The organism is Kitasatospora sp. NPDC094015 (assembly GCF_040304075.1).
Lineage (GTDB): Bacteria > Actinomycetota > Actinomycetes > Streptomycetales > Streptomycetaceae > Kitasatospora.
This window is the reverse complement of the sequence record NZ_JBEOUL010000002.1, coordinates 370,304-387,181: the sequence shown is the minus strand read 5'-3', so window position 1 is coordinate 387,181 and position 16,878 is coordinate 370,304. Positions and strand designations below refer to the sequence as shown.

15 protein-coding genes and 1 tRNA gene are annotated in these 16,878 nt (G+C 74.5%); 8 read left to right on the top strand and 8 right to left on the bottom strand.

Going from position 1 to position 16,878, the window contains the following annotated elements; translation table 11 throughout:
- Window positions 1–46 precede the first annotated feature (46 nt).
- Window positions 47–781 (top strand): SDR family oxidoreductase, encoded by a 735-nt coding sequence (locus ABT014_RS04055; RefSeq protein WP_350636783.1) that lies wholly within the window; start codon window positions 47–49, stop codon window positions 779–781.
- A gap of 29 nt (window positions 782–810) precedes the next feature.
- Here ABT014_RS04055 and ABT014_RS04050 read toward each other — a convergent pair whose 3' ends face one another.
- From ABT014_RS04050 to ABT014_RS04040, 3 genes are all read right to left on the bottom strand, one after another.
- Window positions 811–1,827, bottom strand: a complete 1,017-nt coding sequence (locus tag ABT014_RS04050; protein WP_350636781.1) for a C40 family peptidase — start codon at window positions 1,825–1,827, stop codon at window positions 811–813.
- A 123-nt stretch (window positions 1,828–1,950) separates the two neighbouring features.
- Complete coding sequence (locus ABT014_RS04045; RefSeq protein WP_350636779.1) at window positions 1,951–2,844, bottom strand: M56 family metallopeptidase; 894 nt, start codon at window positions 2,842–2,844, stop codon at window positions 1,951–1,953.
- Entirely contained in the window at window positions 2,841–3,251 is a 411-nt protein-coding gene (locus ABT014_RS04040) for a BlaI/MecI/CopY family transcriptional regulator (protein ID WP_350636933.1), read from the bottom strand. The genes ABT014_RS04045 and ABT014_RS04040 overlap by 4 nt, the downstream gene beginning before the upstream one ends.
- A 234-nt stretch (window positions 3,252–3,485) precedes the next feature.
- Here ABT014_RS04040 and ABT014_RS04035 point away from each other — a divergent pair, with 234 nt between their 5' ends.
- On the top strand, window positions 3,486–4,094 hold the full coding sequence (locus tag ABT014_RS04035) for a hypothetical protein (RefSeq protein WP_350636777.1): 609 nt from the start codon (window positions 3,486–3,488) through the stop codon (window positions 4,092–4,094).
- A 324-nt stretch (window positions 4,095–4,418) separates the two neighbouring features.
- Complete coding sequence (locus ABT014_RS04030; protein WP_350636775.1) at window positions 4,419–6,227, top strand: glycosyl hydrolase family 18 protein; 1,809 nt, start codon at window positions 4,419–4,421, stop codon at window positions 6,225–6,227.
- Window positions 6,228–6,362: 135 nt separating this feature from the next.
- Here ABT014_RS04030 and ABT014_RS04025 read toward each other — a convergent pair whose 3' ends face one another.
- Complete coding sequence (locus tag ABT014_RS04025) at window positions 6,363–6,923, bottom strand: MarR family winged helix-turn-helix transcriptional regulator (protein WP_350636773.1); 561 nt, start codon at window positions 6,921–6,923, stop codon at window positions 6,363–6,365.
- 160 nt (window positions 6,924–7,083) lie between these two features.
- On the opposite strand from ABT014_RS04025, the gene ABT014_RS04020 reads away from it, so the two are divergent.
- Window positions 7,084–8,379: an MFS transporter gene (locus ABT014_RS04020; RefSeq protein ID WP_350636771.1), complete on the top strand. Its 1,296-nt coding sequence runs from the start codon at window positions 7,084–7,086 to the stop codon at window positions 8,377–8,379.
- Window positions 8,380–8,526: 147 nt separating this feature from the next.
- Window positions 8,527–9,909 (top strand): FAD-binding oxidoreductase, encoded by a 1,383-nt coding sequence (locus tag ABT014_RS04015; RefSeq protein WP_350636769.1) that lies wholly within the window; start codon window positions 8,527–8,529, stop codon window positions 9,907–9,909.
- A 69-nt stretch (window positions 9,910–9,978) separates the two neighbouring features.
- Here ABT014_RS04015 and ABT014_RS04010 read toward each other — a convergent pair whose 3' ends face one another.
- The gene (locus tag ABT014_RS04010; RefSeq protein ID WP_350636767.1) at window positions 9,979–11,037 is read right to left on the bottom strand and encodes a DNA polymerase III subunit beta family protein; all 1,059 of its coding nucleotides are present in this window, start codon (window positions 11,035–11,037) and stop codon (window positions 9,979–9,981) included.
- Window positions 11,038–11,169: 132 nt separating this feature from the next.
- Window positions 11,170–11,243, bottom strand: a tRNA-Met gene (locus ABT014_RS04005).
- Window positions 11,244–11,428: 185 nt separating this feature from the next.
- On the opposite strand from ABT014_RS04005, the gene ABT014_RS04000 reads away from it, so the two are divergent.
- From ABT014_RS04000 to ABT014_RS03990, 3 genes are all read left to right on the top strand, one after another.
- Window positions 11,429–13,087 (top strand): dolichyl-phosphate-mannose--protein mannosyltransferase, encoded by a 1,659-nt coding sequence (locus ABT014_RS04000; RefSeq protein ID WP_350636765.1) that lies wholly within the window; start codon window positions 11,429–11,431, stop codon window positions 13,085–13,087.
- 3 nt (window positions 13,088–13,090) lie between these two features.
- Window positions 13,091–13,858 carry an ABC transporter permease gene (locus ABT014_RS03995; protein WP_350636763.1) on the top strand — a complete coding sequence of 256 codons (768 nt, stop codon included), beginning with the start codon at window positions 13,091–13,093 and terminating at the stop codon, window positions 13,856–13,858.
- A 209-nt stretch (window positions 13,859–14,067) separates the two neighbouring features.
- Window positions 14,068–14,652, top strand: coding sequence for a TMEM165/GDT1 family protein (locus tag ABT014_RS03990; RefSeq protein WP_350636761.1), 585 nt, complete (start codon window positions 14,068–14,070; stop codon window positions 14,650–14,652).
- Between the two features lie 23 nt (window positions 14,653–14,675).
- Here ABT014_RS03990 and ABT014_RS03985 read toward each other — a convergent pair whose 3' ends face one another.
- Window positions 14,676–15,638, bottom strand: a complete 963-nt coding sequence (locus ABT014_RS03985) for a peptidoglycan-binding domain-containing protein (protein ID WP_350636759.1) — start codon at window positions 15,636–15,638, stop codon at window positions 14,676–14,678.
- Between the two features lie 254 nt (window positions 15,639–15,892).
- Window positions 15,893–16,858 carry an AraC family transcriptional regulator gene (locus tag ABT014_RS03980; protein WP_350636757.1) on the bottom strand — a complete coding sequence of 322 codons (966 nt, stop codon included), beginning with the start codon at window positions 16,856–16,858 and terminating at the stop codon, window positions 15,893–15,895.
- Window positions 16,859–16,878: the final 20 nt, after the last annotated feature.

Sequence of the window (16,878 nt, the reverse complement as noted above, 5' to 3'; positions counted from 1 at the left end):
ATCCGGTCTTTCCCCGATGCCCGTGGGTGCCGGGAGGCTGGGGGCCATGACGATTTCGCAGAAGACCGCTCTGATCACCGGCGCGAACAAGGGCATCGGCAAGGAAACGGCGCGCGGGCTCGCGGCCCTCGGCATCACCGTGCTGATCGGTGCCCGCGACGCCGAGCGCGGCGAGGCGGCGGCCGAGGAGCTCCGCACGGGCGGAGCCGACGTGCGGTTCGTTCCGCTGGACGTCACCGACGAGAGCTCGGTCCAGGCCGCCGCCCAGCACATCGACGCCACCTTCGGCCGCCTCGACATCCTCGTCAACAACGCCGCGATCGCGGCCGGCCCGCAGAAACCGAGCGAGACCCCGACCGCCGCCGTCCGGCAGGTCTACGAGACCAACGTGTTCGGCGTCGTCGCGGTGACCCACGCCATGCTCCCGCTGCTCCGGCGCTCCGCCGCCGCACGCATCGTCAACATGTCCAGCGAACTCGGCTCCCTCGCCCACCTGGCCGACCCGGGCAGCCCGTGGTCCGCCTACTCCTCGATCCTGCTCCCGTACTGCACCTCGAAGAGCGCGCTGAACGCGATCACCGTGCTCTACGCCGACGAGCTGCGCGCCGAAGGGATCCTGGTCAACGCGGTGAGCCCCGGCTACTGCGCGACCGACCTCAACCGCCGCACCGGGATGCGTACGGCGCAGGAGGGCGCGGCGGTCGCGGTCGACCTGGCCACCGTGGGAGCGGACGGCCCGACGGGCGCCTTCCTGACCGAGGACGGGCCGATTCCCTGGTGAGACCGGGGACCTGTGCTCCCCGCCCGGCGTCAGTAGCGGACGGCGCCGGCGTACGGCATCACGTCGACGCCGACGATCTCGACCGTCTTGCCGGTGCGCGGGGCGTGCAGGAGCCGGCCGTCGCCCAGGTAGATGCCGACGTGGTGCAGGTCGGAGTAGTAGAACACCAGGTCGCCGGGCTGGAGTTGGCTCCTGGCGATCTTCTGGCCGGCCGCGTACTGGGCCTGCGAGGTGCGCGGCAGCGCGACCCCGCCCGCCGCGAAGGCCTTCAGCGTCAGCCCCGAGCAGTCGTACGAGCCGGGGCCGGTCGCCCCGTAGACGTACGGCTTGCCGAGCTGGGCGTGCGCGAAGTCCAGGATGTCCTTGGTGCGGCCGGTGGCCGGTCCGGTGTACGGGGTGCGGGCCGCGCCGCGGGAGGCGGCCGGTTGGTCGCCCGCGAGCACCCGGGCCCGGTCGGCGGCCTTCAGGCCGTTCAGGATGCGCTGCACCTCGGCCAGTTTGGCCTGCACCTCGGCCTTCCGGTCGGCGGCGGCCCGGCGGGCGCCGTCGAGTTCGGCGAGCCGGCCGGCGGTCTCGGCGCGGAGCTGGTCGAGCCGCCGCTGCCGGCCCTGGAGCTGCTGGAGCGCGTCGACCTGGGTGGCGGCCGCGGTGTCCTGGAGAGCGGCGCCGGCGAGGTACCCGGCGGCGTCCGAGGTCAGCATCAGCCGGACCGTCGGATCGATCCCGCCGCTGCGGTACTCGGCGGCGGCGACCGCGCCCAGGGTCTCTCGCGCGGTGTTGAACTCCGCCTGCTGGGAGGCGAGTTCCTGCTGCAGGGAGCCGGTGCGGCGCTCCAGCTGCTGCTGGCGCTCCTGGAGCCCGTTGTACTGCTCGGTGGTGGCCTCGGCCTCCTCGTAGAGCCCGTCGACCTGCCGCTGGACCTGGTCGAGCGAGCGTCCCGGTTCGGCCTGGGCGGCGCCCGGCAGCAGCAGGGCGCCGCCCGCGCCGAGCGCCAGGGCGGTGAGCCGATAGCGGCCGGCGGGGGAGGGGAGGCGGTGCTGGCCCATGCTGGTGCGGCTCCTCGCGTCCGGGGGACGGCAGACGTGCACTACTAATGTCCTAAGGAACTTAGTAGAACAGGCTCGCGGTGGGCAAGTGGGGCCCTGCGCCCGGCCGGTGCCGGGGCGCCGTCAGAGCGGGAGGAGCAGGTGCGGGGCGCAGGCCAGCACCGGCGGGGCGATGGCCAGGGCGCCGGCGGCGGCGGCTCCCAGGGCACGCAGGACGCGCGGCGGGCGGGACCGGTGGGCGGCCAGCCGGGAGACCCGGGCGGCGGCGTGGTGGCCGGCCCCCAGAGCGGGGGAGGGCAGACGGGCGCCGGCCACCACGCCCATCGCCCCGGCCAGCGCCCGCGCCGGGTGGGTGCGCAGGGCGCGGTCGTCGGCCGCCATCTCCAGCAGCAGGCGGGTCTCCTCCCGGACCAGCCGGCCCAGCGGCAGCGCGCCGAACGCCCGGGCGCTCGCCTCGGCCGCACAGACCGCCAGGTGGTGACGCCCGCTCAGGTGGCCCTGCTCGTGGGCCAGCGCGGCGGCCAGCTGTTCCGGCGTCAGCGCGTCCAGGGCGCCGCGGCTGACCACCACCCGCCGGCCGCGCCCCGGCAGGCAGTAGACGGCCGGCGCCGGGTGTTCCAGCACCAGCACGCCGGGGAGCACGCCGCGGCGGGCGGCCAGGTCGAGCACGGACCGGTGCCGCCGGCGCCCGCGGGCGGCCGCCGCGAGCCGGGCGGCGAACAGCCCGGCCGGCACCAGCGCCACCCCCACGGCCGCCGCGAGCGCGAGCCGGGAGACGGTCGCGGTCGGGGCCGAGAGCCCGCACAGGTGCAGCAGCCGGTCGTGGTGGTGCGGGCTCGGGTCCAGCAGCTGGCGGACGGCGAGGGCGGCCGCGGCGACCGCCGAGACGCCGAGCGCCTGCCAGGCCAGCACGCCGACCGCGGGCGCCCGCCTGGTCCAGGCGGCGCCGGCCAGCAGCCGGGGCAGCGGGCCGGTCACCGCGGCCGCCCACAGCGCGAGCAGCAGCGCGGCGATCATGCCCGGCCGCCCGGGCCGCCACGCCGCCCGCCGTCCGCCCCACCGGCCCCGTCCGCCTCCAGCGCGCCGAGCGCGTGGCGCAGCGCGGCCAGCTCCTCGGGGGAGATCTGTTCGACGAAGCGGGCCAGCGCCGCCGGGGTGTCCGGGGTGCCGCCGAGGGCCTCCCGCATCAGCTCTGCGGTGTACGACTCGCGGCTGCGGGTCGGCGCGTACACCCAGGCGCGACCGGACTTCTCCCGGCCGAGCAGGCCCTTGGTGTGCAGGATGTCGGCCACGGTGAGCACGGTGGTGTAGGCGACCGGGCGGTGCCGGTTGAGGTCGTCGACCACCTCGCGGACGGTCGCCGGGCGGTCCCAGTCCCAGAGCCGGTCCATGATCTCCGCCTCCAGCTCGCCGAGCTTGCGCACCACCGCCGTACCCCTCCCGCCCAGCCGTCCGATCCGTCCGCGCCATGGTATGCGCCCCGGTCGGTGCCGCCGCTGCGCCCGGGGCGGTCCGGGGCGGTCCGGGCGCCCGGGGGTCGGGGGTCGGGGGTTGGCGGGCGGGGGTCCGGGGCGGTCACCCGATCCGCCCTGCCGGGTGGCCCCGGCCGCCCGGCGGCCCAACGGTGGTGGGTGGGGGCAGCCGAGCGAGGAGTGGTCATGCAGCGTCGGATCGTGCCGGGTGGTCGGATCGGTTCGCGGCCGGGTGCCGGCCCCGCGCGGCGGCGCGGCCCGGGCCCGCGGCTCGCGGCGGTGGCGCTGGTGGCGGCCGTGCTGGGCGGGGTGGCCCTGTCGGGCTGCTCCTCGGACAGTTCGCCGTCTCCGGCGGTCTCCTCGGCGCTGCAGTCCGGCCTGTCGGCCGCGGCCTCGGCGGCGCAGAGCCTGGCCTCCGGTGCCACCTCGGGCGCGGCCTCGGTGGCCGCCTCGGTGGCGGCCTCGGCCGTCTCCTCCGCGCAGGCGGCCGCCTCCTCGGCGCTGTCCAGCGTGAAGGGCGGGCTGGACGCGAAGAGCGACATCTCGCTCGGCGGGGTGACCCCGGCCTCCGACGGGCGCCTCCAGGTGCCGCTCACGGTGAAGAACGGCGGGTCCCAGGCGTACCAGTACACCGTCCAGGTCAACTTCAAGGACCAGAGCGGGAATCTGCTGGACGTGGTGGTGCTGACCGTCCCCGAGGTGGCCGCGGGCGGCACCGCGCAGTCCACCGCGACCAGCAACCGGACCCTGTCGGGCAACGTGACGGCGGAGGTCGCCTCGGCGCTCCGGTACTGACGGGGCGTCGCAGGTCGGGGCGGGTGGAACCTTAAGGGCGGCTCAAGGGGCAAGGCGGGCTCTTGACGGGGGAGTTGGTCTAGTCCATTTTTATGCCCAGGTGCAGGGAGCCCCTGGGCCGGCGCCGGAGGTCTGGGACCTCCGGCGCCGGTTCGGCTTATCCGGGCACCGGCTGGACCGGTGGACGCACGTCCACCGGAACCGTCGACGCAGTACCGAAGGCCCCGCTCGATTCCACTGTCATGCCCCTGACCATCCGGCCCCACCCCGGGTGCACCCCCCAGGGGCACGGCGGGATCCCCCACGACCAGGAGTCACGCAGCCATGCTTCGTTCCGTCCCCGCGCCCCGCACGGCGCACCGGCGGCGGCCCAAGAGCCTGACGGCTCTGGTGGCCGGCACCGCCGCCTCCGCACTGCTCGGCACGGCCCTCGCCCTGACCTCGGGCGCCACCGCCCAGGCCGCGCCCACCAACTCCACCGGCGCCCCCGCGACCAGCGGCGGCATCAAGGTCGCCTACTTCGACCAGTGGTCGATCTACGGCAACGCGTACTACCCGAAGACCATCCAGGACACCGGCGTGGCCGGGAAGCTGGACTACCTGATCTACGACTTCGCCAACATCAACCCCACCACGCTCTCCTGTTTCGAGGCCACCAAGGCCGCCTCGCAGGACGAGAGCAACCCGAACGCGGGTGACGGTGCGGCCGACGCCTTCGCCGACTACCAGAAGAGCTTCGGCGCGGACATCTCGGTGGACGGCGTCGCGGACGCCTGGGGCCAGCCGATCGCGGGCAACTTCAACCAGCTGAAGAAGCTGAAGGCGAAGAACCCCAACCTCAAGGTGCTGCTGTCGATCGGCGGTTGGACCTACTCGAAGTACTTCTCCGACGCGTCGGCCACCGACGCCTCGCGCAAGAAGCTGGTCTCCTCCTGCCTCGACATGTTCATCAAGGGCAACCTGCCGGTGGACGCGGGCTACGGCGGCGCCGGTTCGGCCGCGGGGGTCTTCGACGGCATCGACATCGACTGGGAGTACCCGGGCGGCGGCGGCCACACCGGCAACCACGAGAGCGCGAGCGACAAGCAGAACTTCACCAAGCTGCTCGCCGAGTTCCGCACCCAGCTGGACGCCCAGGGCGCCGCCGACCACAAGACCTACGCGCTCGCCGCGGCGGTCGGCGCCGGCCAGGACAAGATCAAGAACGTCGAGACCGACAAGGTGGGCCAGTACCTGACCTTCCTGGACGTCATGACCTACGACATGCACGGCGGTTGGGAGGCGCAGGGCCCGACCAACCACCAGGCCCCGCTCTACTCCGGCCCGAACGACCCGATGACCCCGATCCCCGGCGGCACCGGCAAGTACTCGATCGACGCGGCCATCAAGGCGTGGACGGTCGGCGACCCGCAGTACGGCATCCCGGGCGGCTTCCCCGCCAACAAGATCAACATGGGGGTGCCGTTCTACTACCGCGGCTGGACCGGCGTGCCGAACAACGGCAAGAACGGCCTGTTCCAGTCCGCCTCCGGCCCGGCCGCCGGTGCGCCGATGTCCGGCAGCGTGCCCGGCATCCAGATGTACAAGGAGCTCGCGGGCTTCGTCGACAACGCGTCCAAGACCTACTGGGACGACCAGGCGAAGGCCACCTACTTCTACGACGGCACCACCTTCTGGAGCGGTGAGGACGCCCGGTCGATCCAGGCCAAGGCGGACTACGTGCACTGCAACGGCCTCGGCGGCTCCTTCGCCTTCTCGCTGTACGACCTGGGCACCAAGACCGCGCTGTTCGACAAGATGGTGAGCGCGACCAACGGTTCCGCGGCCGACTGCCCGGCGGCTCCGTCCCCGTCGCCGTCGCCCTCCTCGGCCTCGCCGTCGCCGTCCTCCTCGCCCTCCTCCTCGGCCTCGCCCAGCACCTCGGCCTCGCCGTCCTCCTCGCCGTCCTCCTCGGCCTCGCCGAGCACGCCCGGCTGCACCGTGCCGAGCTGGAACGCCGCCACCGTGTACGCCACGGCCGGCACCAAGGTCAGCTGGAAGGGCCACACCTACACCAACAAGTGGTGGACCACCAACGAGGACCCGAGCCTCAGCGGCCAGTGGGGCGTCTGGACCGACAACGGCGCCTGCTGACCCCGCCCGACACCCGTGACGGCCGCACCACCGGCCGCCGCGCGCACCACACGCACCACATGCACCACCGAGGGCCCCGGACATCGCGTCCGGGGCCCTCGGCCGTGTCCGCGGCTGCGCGGTCGGGCGGCAGGGTCAGTCCAGGTCCTCGGTGCGGCCGAGCGCGTCCGGCTGGCTGACCTCGATCCGGCGGAGCATCCGGCCGAGCATGGCGGACAGCGCCGGGCGCTCCTCGGCGGTGATGTCCTGGAGCAGGTCGGCCTCGAAGACGGCGGCCATCCGCATCAGCTCCAGCCACTTGTCGCGGCCGGTCTCGGTGAGCTCGACGATCACCCGCACCCGGTTGGCCTCGTCCCGGTCGCGGGTGACCAGGCCGTCGCCGACCATCCGGTCGATCCGGTGGGTCATCGCGGCCGGCGTGAGCCCGAGCCGCTTGGCCAGCTCGCCCGGGCCGAGCCGGTAGGGGCTGCCGGAGATCACCAGTGCCTTGAGCACCTCCCACTCGGCGGACGTGATTCCCAGCACAGCGAGCTGCCTGCTGTAGGCCACGTTCATCCGGCGGGCGAGCCGGGACAGGGTGGACACGATGGTCTCCACCTGGGGGTCCACGGTGGGGAATTCCCGCTGGTAGACGGCCACCTGCTCGGCGATGCCCAGCTCGCCGTCGTCCGGCGGCGCGGGTCTGCGTGCGCTCATGCGGACCATTGTCCCACGCGAGCCTGCAGTCGTTAAGCCTTTGACGTCTCAAGCTTCGGGTGCTTAAAGTACAGACCTAAAGTTTAGCTCTTAAATCTTCCGACCTAAACATGACAGGCCTGAAGTCTCAAGCAAAGGGGTGTGCACGGTGACCGGCACGGTGAAGCAGCAGAGGCAGCAGCGTTTCGGGGCGGGCGGCCCGCTGCGCCGCGTCCAGATCGGCAACGCGCTCAGCGCGTTCGGCAGCGGTTTCACGATGCCGTACATGTTCGTCTACGTGGACCAGGTGCGGGGCCTGGGCTCGGTGGCCGCCGGGATGGTGTTCACCGTCTTCGCGCTGGCCGCGCTCGCCGTCCTGCCGTTCACCGGCCGCGGGATCGACCGGTACGGGCCGCGCCCGGTGCTGCTGGCCGGCGCCGCGCTGGCCGCCGTCGGTGCCTTCTCGTTCGGGCAGGTCACCGACACCCCGGCGCTGCTGGTCGCGTCGTTCCTGTTCGGCGCCGGCGTCACCACCTGCCAGCCCGCGCTGGCCACGATGATCGTCCGCAGCTCGCCCCGGGCCACCCGGCACCGCGCCTTCGCGCTCCAGTTCACCCTGATCAACCTGGGGATGGGCATCGGCGCGCTGGTCGGCGGGCAGATCGTGGACGTCGCCGACCCGGCCAGCCTGACCCGGCTGTTCACCATCGAGGCGCTCACCTTCCTCGGCCTGGCCGCCGTCACCGGCACCGCCCGGATCCCGGCCGCCACCGTCGAGGAGAGCGAGCCGGTCCGCCGGGACGCCCCCGTCGGGCTGCGCGCGCTGGTCGCCGACAAGGCGATGCTGCGGCTCTGCCTGCTCGCCGGGCTGATCTTCTTCACCTGCTACGGCCAGTTCGAGTCCGGGGTCGCGGCCTTCGCCACCGACACCGTGGGCACCGCGCCGTCCACCCTGGGCCTGGCCATCGGCGCCAACGCGCTGACCATCGTGGTGCTGCAGATGTTCGTGGTGCGGATCACCGAGCGTCGCCGGCGCACCACCGCGATGGCCGCCGCCGGCGTGGTCTGGCTGGCCGCCTGGTCGATGGCCCTGGTCGCCGGGCTGATCCGGACCGAGACGATGGCCGCCACGGTCGCGATCGTCGCCATCTACGCGCTGTTCGGCGTCGGGGAGTCGCTGCTGGCGCCCACCCTGGGCCCGATCGTCGCGGACCTGGCCCCGGCCCGGCTGCTCGGCACCTACAACGCCGGGTACGCGCTGGTGAAGCAGATCGCGATCGCGGTCGGCCCCGCCGTCGGCGTGCTGCTGGTCGGCTCCGGCACCTGGCCGCTGTACCTGGCCGCGATGGCCGCCTGCACCCTGATGATCATCGCGCTCTCGGTGCGCCTGCGCGGGCACCTCACCCCCGCCCAGGACAACGTCCACCACTTGACCGTCGTTCAGCACCCGGTCCGCGAGCTGGAGACCGCTGCCTGAGCCGCGCCCGTCCCGCGCCCGGCCCCGGCCCGAGCCCCGATCCCGGGCTCGGGCCGGGGCCGGACCGTTCCGGATGCGGGCGCCCTCCGCCCCGGACTACGCTCGGTGACGTCGGAGCGGTTTCGTCCCGGAGAGGGGCGCATCAGTATGACTTCCGACCTGCTCGATTCCGGAATGCTGGCGGGCCTGCGGTCCGGCCTGGTGGGAGAGGCGATCGGGCCCGGCGACGCCGGCTACGACGGGGCGCGCGCCGTCTTCAACGGGATGGTCGACCGAAGGCCACGGGTGATGGCCCAGTGCGTGACCCCCCGGGACGTGGCCACCGCGGTCTCGTTCGCCCGCAGCCACGGTCTGGAGCTGTCGGTCCGGGGCGGCGGCCACGGGGTGACCGGGGCCGCGGTCGTCGACGACGGCCTGGTGGTCGACCTGCGCCGGATGAACGCCGTCGACGTGGACCCGCAGGCGAAGATCGCCCGGGTCGGCGGCGGCGCCACCATGGCCGACCTGGACCGCGCCACCCAGCCGCACGCCCTGGCCACCACCGGCGGACGGGCCTCCACCACCGGGGTCGGCGGCCTCACCCTGGGCGGCGGCTCCGGCTGGCTGGAGCGCCGGTACGGCCTGATGTGCGACAACCTGCTGGCCGCCGAGCTGGTCACCGCGGACGGTCGCCGGGTGCGCGCCTCCGAGCAGGAGCACCCCGAGCTGTTCTGGGCGCTGCACGGCGGCGGCGGCAACTTCGGGGTGGTCACCGAGTTCACCTTGGGCCTGCACCCGCTGCCCGCCTTCTCGATCGCGCTGCTGCTCTGGCCGACCGAGGCCGGCCCGGAGGTGATCCGCCGCTACCGGGACTACATGGACGAGGCGCCGGACGAGGTCGGCGGCGCGGTGCTCTACCTGACCGCGCCGCCCGAGCCGTTCGTCCCGCCCGAGCTGGTCGGCCGGCAGGCCGTCGGGATGCTGCTCACCTACACCGGCGTGCTGGGCCAGGCCCGGCCGGTGTTCGAACCGATGCTGGGGCTCGGCCACGCGGGCGAGGTGGTCGCCGAACTGCCGTACGCGGACGTCCAGCGCATGCTCGACGACCCGCCGGGGTACCGGAACTACTGGTCGGCGGAGTACCTGGCAGGCTTCCCCGACCAGGCGGCCGACCTGTTCTGCGCGCGAGCGCGGGACATGGTCACGCCGTCGCCCTCGCAGCACGTGCTGTTCCCGCTCGGCGGGGCGGTGGCCGCCGGCCGGGACGACTACCCGCTGCCCTGGCGCACGGCGTCCTGGGCCGTCCACCCGTTCGGGCTCTGGGAGGACCGCGCCGACGACGAGCGCGGCCGGGCCTGGGCGCGCGCCGTCCGCGCCGACCTGGAGCCCTGGTCGGTCGGGGCGGTCTACCTCAACTTCATCGGGGACGAGGGCGCCGACCGCACCCGGGCCGGCCTGGGTGAGCGAAACACCCACCGGCTCGCGGCCGTCAAGGCCGCGTACGACCCCGACGACGTCTTCCGCGCGAGCCACCCCATCGCCCGGGCGTAGCCGCCACGCCCGGGCCCCCGTCGCGTCCAGGCTCCCGCCGTGCCCGGGCCCCCGCCGCGCCCGGGACGGCTACAGCGCCGTCGGCATCAGCAGCGAGAAGGTCTCCGCCCGCTCCGGGAAGCGGATCGCCAGCGGCGCGATCGGGCCGCCGAACTCCAGCACCAGCTGGCCGGAGCCGCCGGCCGCCACCGCCTCCAGCAGGAAGCCCCGGTTGACCTGCACCTGGAGCCCGCCCGGCACGGTCTCCCCGGAGGCGGTCAGCGCGCCCGCCGGGTCGACGGTGAGCACCGAGACCTCGTAGTCCACCCCGTCCTGGCCGCGCCGGGCCGCGCGGACCGGGCCGGTGGCGAGCGCCGCCCGCAGCGCGTCCGTGCCGAGCACGACCCGGTGGGTGGGGTCGAGCCGGATCAGCGGGCGGTAGTCCGGGTAGTCCGCGTCGACCCGGTGCCCGGTGACCGCGCGGCCGTCCACGGTCAGCGTCAGCCGGTCGCCCTCGACCAGCAGCTCCACGCCCGCGGCGCCGTCGAGCAGCGCCCGGACCTCGTCCAGCAGGGCGGTCGGCACCACCACGCTCACCTCCGGGCCGGCCGACCCGGTCAGCGGGGCCTGCGAGAGCGCCAGCCGGTACCGGTCGGTGGCGACCAGCCGCAGCACCCCGCCGGCGGCCTCGAACAGCACCCCGGCCACCGCCGGGTGCTCCGCGCCGGGGGCGGCGGCGAACCGTACGGCGTCCAGGGCGGCGGCCAGCTCGGCGGCGGCCAGGGTCAGTCGGGTCGACTCCATCGTGCTCTCCCTCAGGTCGATCAGCGTGCGGACCGTGGCGAGCTCGCGGCGGGCGTCGGCAAGACCGTCCTCCAGACGGCGCAGATGGGCGTCGACCGAGCGGCGGGCGGTGCCCGCGTCCCCGGCCAGCACCAGCCGGAGGTCGGCCAGCGGCATCCCGACCCGGCGCAGCCGGGCCAGCAGCCGGGCGGCGGCGACCTGCTCCGGCGCGTACCGGCGGTACCCGGTCCGCGGGTCGACCTCGGCCGGGCCGAACACCCCGGCCCCGTCGTAGAACCGCAGGGCGCTGACGCTCAGCCCGCTGTCCCTGGCGATCTCGCCGATGCTGCGCATGCTGCTCTCCACACCGAGGACTCTGGGGCCTCGACCAGGTCGAGGGTCAACCACCGGGCGTCCGTGGCCGCCGCGGCGCGGGAGGGACCTGGAACGGCGGAAGGCCCGGCGCACACTGTGCGCCGGGCCTTCGCTGCTACTGAGTAGCGGGGACAGGATTTGAACCTGCGACCTCTGGGTTATGAGCCCAGCGAGCTACCGAGCTGCTCCACCCCGCGTCGGTGAACCCGACCTTACGGCACGCGGCCGCCAATGCGAAATCGGTTCTGCCCGGGGCCGCCGTGCGGGAGCCGGTTCACCCGGCCGCCGGGGGCCGGCGGGCTAGGATTCCGGCAGAGGGCGACACAGTGTCAGGTCCGGCCGGCGACCCCGCCGGCGATCCACCGATCGAACCGGCGAGGTCATGGCGTACGCGGCAGTCACCGAGACCCCCGAGACCCCCGGGACGCCGGGGACCCCCGCGACGCCCGGGGCCGAGGCCCGGGCCGACCTCCCCGACCCGGCCCTGCGCCGGCTGACCCGCTGGTCGGTCGCGCACTCCGGCTGGCTCGGGCCGATCGCGGTCGCGCTCTTCGCGGGGCTGCTCAGGTTCTGGCGCCTCGGCCACCCCAACGCCTTCGTCTTCGACGAGACCTACTACCCCAAGGACGCCTGGTCGCTGCTGCGGCAGGGGTACGAGGGCACCTGGCCCGCGGAGGCCAACGGCCAGATCCTCGGCGTCCCGCAGCGCATCCCGCTCTCCGCCGACCCGGAGTTCGTGGCGCACCCGCCGCTCGGCAAGTGGGTCATCTCGCTCGGCGAGTGGGTGTTCGGCCTGCACCCGTTCGGCTGGCGGGTGATGGTCGCGCTGCTCGGCACGCTCACCGTGCTGATGCTGGCCCGGATCGGCCGCCGGCTGTTCGCCTCCACCCTGCTCGGCTGCACCGCGGCCCTGCTGATGTCGGTGGACGGCCTGCAGTTCGTGATGAGCCGGGTCGGGCTGCTCGACGGCGTGCAGATGTTCTTCGTGCTCGGCGCCTTCGGCTGCCTGCTGGTCGACCGCGACCGCACCCGGGACACCCTGCGCGCGGCCCGCGCCGAGGGCGGCCTCGCCGGTGACCGGGTCCGGCTCGGCGCGCGCCCCTGGCGGCTGGCCACCGGCGTGCTGCTCGGCTGCACCTGCGCGGTGAAGTGGAACGGCATCTACCTGGTGGCCGGGTTCACCGTGCTGGTCCTGCTCTGGGACCAGGCCGGCCGGCGCGGCGCCGGTGCGTACCGCCCGTGGCGCTCGATGCTGCGCCGCGACGCGCTGCCCGGCCTGCTCTCCACGGTCGGCGCCGCCTTCCTGGTGTACGCGCTCAGCTGGACCGGCTGGCTGGCCACCGGCGGCGGCTACGACCGGCACTGGGCGGACGGCCGGGGCGGGCTGTCGCCGGCCCGCACCCCGGTGGTCGACATCCCGCTGCCGCAGGTCCCGATGGGCTGGGTGCCGGCGCCGCTGCGCAGCCTGTGGCACTACCACGCGCAGATGTACGACTTCAACACCGGCCTGTCCGACCCGCACAGCTACCAGTCCAACCCGTGGAGCTGGCTGGTCCAGGGCCGTCCGGTCTCGATGTACTGGCAGCAGACCACGCAGGGCCAGGGCGGCTGCACCGCCCCCGAGGGCTGTGCCAGCCAGATCCTCGGGATCGGCACCCCGCTGCTGTGGTGGACGGCCTGCTTCGCGCTGGCGTACGCGCTCTGGCGCTGGTTCTTCCGCCGGGACTGGCGCTCCGGCGCGGTGCTGGCGGCGGTCGCCTCGATCTACCTGCCGTGGTTCCGGTACCAGGAGCGCACCACGTTCTCGTTCTACATGGTGCTGCTGGTCCCGTTCCTGTGCCTGGCCGTCGCGCAGCTGCTCGGGGCGCTGCTCGGCCCGGCCGGTTGCTCGCCGACCCGGCGCCGCTGGGGCGCGGCCGGGGCCGGGGCGATCGTCCTGGCGATCATGATCTGCTTCGCCTACTTCTACCCGCTGTACACGGCCGGGACGATCCCGATGAACGACTGGCGGGACCGGATGTGGTTCACCAGCTGGATCTGATCGGTGGCCGCCGCGAACCAGCTGCTCCCGGTCACCCCGCTGCTCGGGGTGGTCTGCGCGGTGCTGCTCGCCGGGGCGGTGGCGGTGGCCGGCCGCGGACGGCTCGGCCACGGGCGGGCGGTGCTGCGGGCCGGGCTGCGCGCGGTGGTCCAGCTCGGCGCGGTGGCCCTGGTGATCACCTGGGTGGTGGGGTCGGCGTGGACCTCGGCCGCCTTCGTGCTGCTGATGCTCACGGTGGCGGTCCGCACCGCCGGGCGGCGGATCACCGCGGGGCCCGGCTGGCCGCGGGCCGCCGTGCCGATCTGCGCCGGGGTGCTGCCGGTGCTCGCCCTGCTGCTGGCCACCGGGCTGCTGCCGCTGCGCGGGCTCGCGCTGATCCCGGTCGCCGGCATCCTGATCGGCGGCGCGCTGAGCGCCACCTCGCTGGCCGGCCGCCGCGCGCTGGACGAGCTGCGCACCCGCAACGGCGAGGTGGAGGCGGCGCTCGCGCTCGGCTTCGAGCCGCGCGACGCCCGGCTGGAGATCTGCCGGACCGCCGCCGCCACCTCGCTGGTGCCGGCCCTCGACCAGACCAGGACGGTGGGCCTGGTCACCCTCCCCGGCGCCTTCGTCGGGATGCTGCTCGGCGGGGCGACGCCCGTGCAGGCCGGCGCGGTGCAGCTGTTCGTGCTGGTCGCGCTGCTGCTGGTGGAGTCGGTCGCGGTGGTGGTCGTGCTGGAACTGGTCGGCCGGGGGCTGCTGGCCCCGGACCCGGTCGGCGGGGTGGGGTAGGCTGGATGCCTGTTGAAGGGGAGTAGCCCTCCACCGGAACGTCGACATACTGGCCCGCTCGCGGGCCCGGCGCCCGGGACACCCGCTCACCGGGGTGTTGGCGAGACCTTCGGCCGCAGTGCTGTGATCATTCCAGTGCTGTCGGGCCGAGGCGTCCCCTGGCGGAGCGTTCGGCCGGGCAGCCCGACCGAGAGACGACCAAGACTCCGATGAGCCTGACCATCGCCGCCCTGACCTTCGGCATCATCTTCCTCGCCGAACTCCCCGACAAGACCGCGCTGGCCAGCCTGGTGCTGGGCACCAAGTACCGCGCGAGCTACGTCTTCGCCGGCATCGCCGCCGCCTTCGCCCTCCAGGTCGGCCTTGCCCTCGCGGCGGGCAGCCTGCTCGCCCTGCTCCCGCAGCGCTGGGTGGAGGGCGTCACCGGACTGCTCTTCCTGGCCGGAGCGGCGATGCTGCTGTGGCACAAGGAGGAGGAGGACGACGGCAAGGCGGCCAAGGAGCCGTCCTCCGGCAGCTTCTGGAAGGTGGCCGGCGCCAGCTTCGTGGTGGTCGCGGTCGCCGAGTTCGGTGACCTGACCCAGATCATGACCGCCAACCTGGCCGCGAAGTACGCCGATCCGCTCTCGGTCGGCATCGGTGCCTGGCTGGCCCTGTGCGCGGTCAGCGGGGTGGCGATCCTCGGCGGGCAGAAGCTGCTCAAGCACGTGCCGATGCGGGTGATCATCCGGGTGGCGGCGAGCGTGATGCTGCTGCTGGGCGCCGTCAGCCTGGTCCGCGCGGTGATCGGCTGACCCGGGGCGCCGTCGCGGCCCGGTCAGCCCATCGCCTCCAGCTGGCCCCGGGTGACCGGGCCGTACTTGCCCCGCTCGTTCGACGGGATGTTGGTGCCGTACACCGACTGGAAGTAGCTGACCGCCTGCTTGGTCCGGCTGTCGAAGGTGCCGGTGACCAGCGAGTCGTCGTACGCCCAGTACAGGACGTCGGCCAGCCGCTGCTGCATGGCGCTGACGTCCGTGCCCTTGTCGCCCTGCTGCAGCATGGTGCGGGGGGCGCTCGGGCTCGGACTCGGCGAGGCGCTCGGCGACGGGGAACCCGCCGCGGACGGGCTCGGGCTGGGGCTGGGCGCGGCGCTGGAGGCCGGCGCCGAACTCGCCGCCTTGCTCGGGCTCTTCGAAGCGCTGGGCGAGGGCGACGGCTTGGTGCTGGCAGAGGCGCTCGGCGAGGCGCTCGGGCTGGGCGCCGGGGTGACCGGGTCGGGGGAGGCCGAGGTCGGCGCGGGCAGCGCCTGGTCCGGGGGCTTGCGCTGGTCCGACGGGGCGAGCGCGAGCGCCAGCCCGGCGCCGAGCGCCACGATGCCGAGCCCGGCACCGACCACGACGGCCCGGCGGCGGGTGGCGGCCGAGCGGCGCCGCTCCGGCACGGGCTGCTCGCGGACGCTGAACGAGCCGAGGTCGGGACGGTCCGCGGGCTGCTGCTGCGGATACGGCTGCTGGTGCGCCTCGGGGTAGGGCTCCGGCGACGGATCCGCGTACGCCGACGGGTTCGCGTACGGCTCCGGGTACGGGTTCGGGTACGACTCGGCGTACGGTTCCGCGCGCGGGGGCGGCGGGGGTGCGGCCGGGGCCTGCGGCATCAGCGCGGTGGCGAACGGGTCCGGGGTGGCGGACGGTTCGTAGCCGACCGCGGCCGGCACGTACGGGCGGACCAGGGGCGGCCCCTCGACCTGCGGCAGCACCTCGGTCTCGTCGAAGGACGCGGGCACGGAGGACGCGGGCATGGAGGACGGGCACCCGCAACCGCGCGCGGTCCGGGGCGCGCCGCACAGCGGGCAGTGCTGAGCCGGCATGGGCCGGTCCTCCTCGGGTCTGGAATCGAACGGCCCTGATTATGCAGGAGGTTACTGAGTGAGGACAGGGACCTGCGCCCGCTCCGCAGGGCATTGTCCTGTTTGATGACGATACGAACGTTGTGAACGGTCGGTGCCGATCAGGTGTCCGTACGCGAAAGCCCGCCGGGTGACCCGCTCGGCCGTCAGGCCCCGCGGAACTGCTGCGGGCTGACGCCGTTGACCCGCTTGAACGCCGCGCTCAGCGCGAACGCGCTGCCGTACCCGACCTGGCGGGCCACCGCGGCCAGCGTGGCGTCCGGCTCGCGCAGCAGGTCGGCGGCGAGCGCCAGCCGCAGACCGGTCAGGTACGCCATCGGTGGTTCGCCCACGCACCCGGTGAACCGGCGGGCCAGCGCGGCCCGGGACACCCCGACGGCGGCGGCCAGGCCGGCCACCGTCCAGGGCGCGGCCGGCTCGGTGTGCAGCAGTTCCAGCGCGCGGCCCAGCACCGGATCGCCCTGCGCGCGGTACCAGCCGGGCGCCCGCGCCTCGGGGCGGGCGAACCAGGCGCGCAGCGCGGAGCTCAGCAGCAGGTCGAGCAGCCGGTCCAGCACCACCTCCTGCCCCGGGCCCTGGCGGCCGATCTCCTCGTCCAGCAGCGGGATCAGCGGCGAGCTCCACTCCTCGCCCGGCAGCACCAGCAGCACCGGCAGTGCGCGCAGCAGCCGACCGCTCACCTCACCGCGCAGCTGGTACGTCCCGCTCAGCAGCACGGTCGAGCCGGCCGGGCCGTCACCCCAGGCTCGGACCCCGAGATCCATCTCCGCGCACAGCTCGGCGCCCTCCGGGGTGGTCGAGCGCTGTCCCGGATGGACCACCACCCGCGGCGGCCGCCCCGGACGGTCGGCGACGGTGTACGGCCGCGGGCCGCGGGTGATCGCCAGGTCCCCGGGGCGCAGCAGGACGGCGGCCGCCCGGCCGTTCTCGCCGTGGTCCTTCCCCTCGTGCTCACCGTCGGGGGTCACCCAGACCTCGCCGCGCACCGGGGCCAGCACGGTCAGCGGGGCCTCGTCCTGGATCCGGACCGACCACGGCGGGTCGAACACCGACCGGAGCAGGAAGGCGCCCTGGGCCCGTGGGCCGGCGAGCAGCCCGGCGAGTGCGTCCATGCGGCCAGCGTAGACGCCCG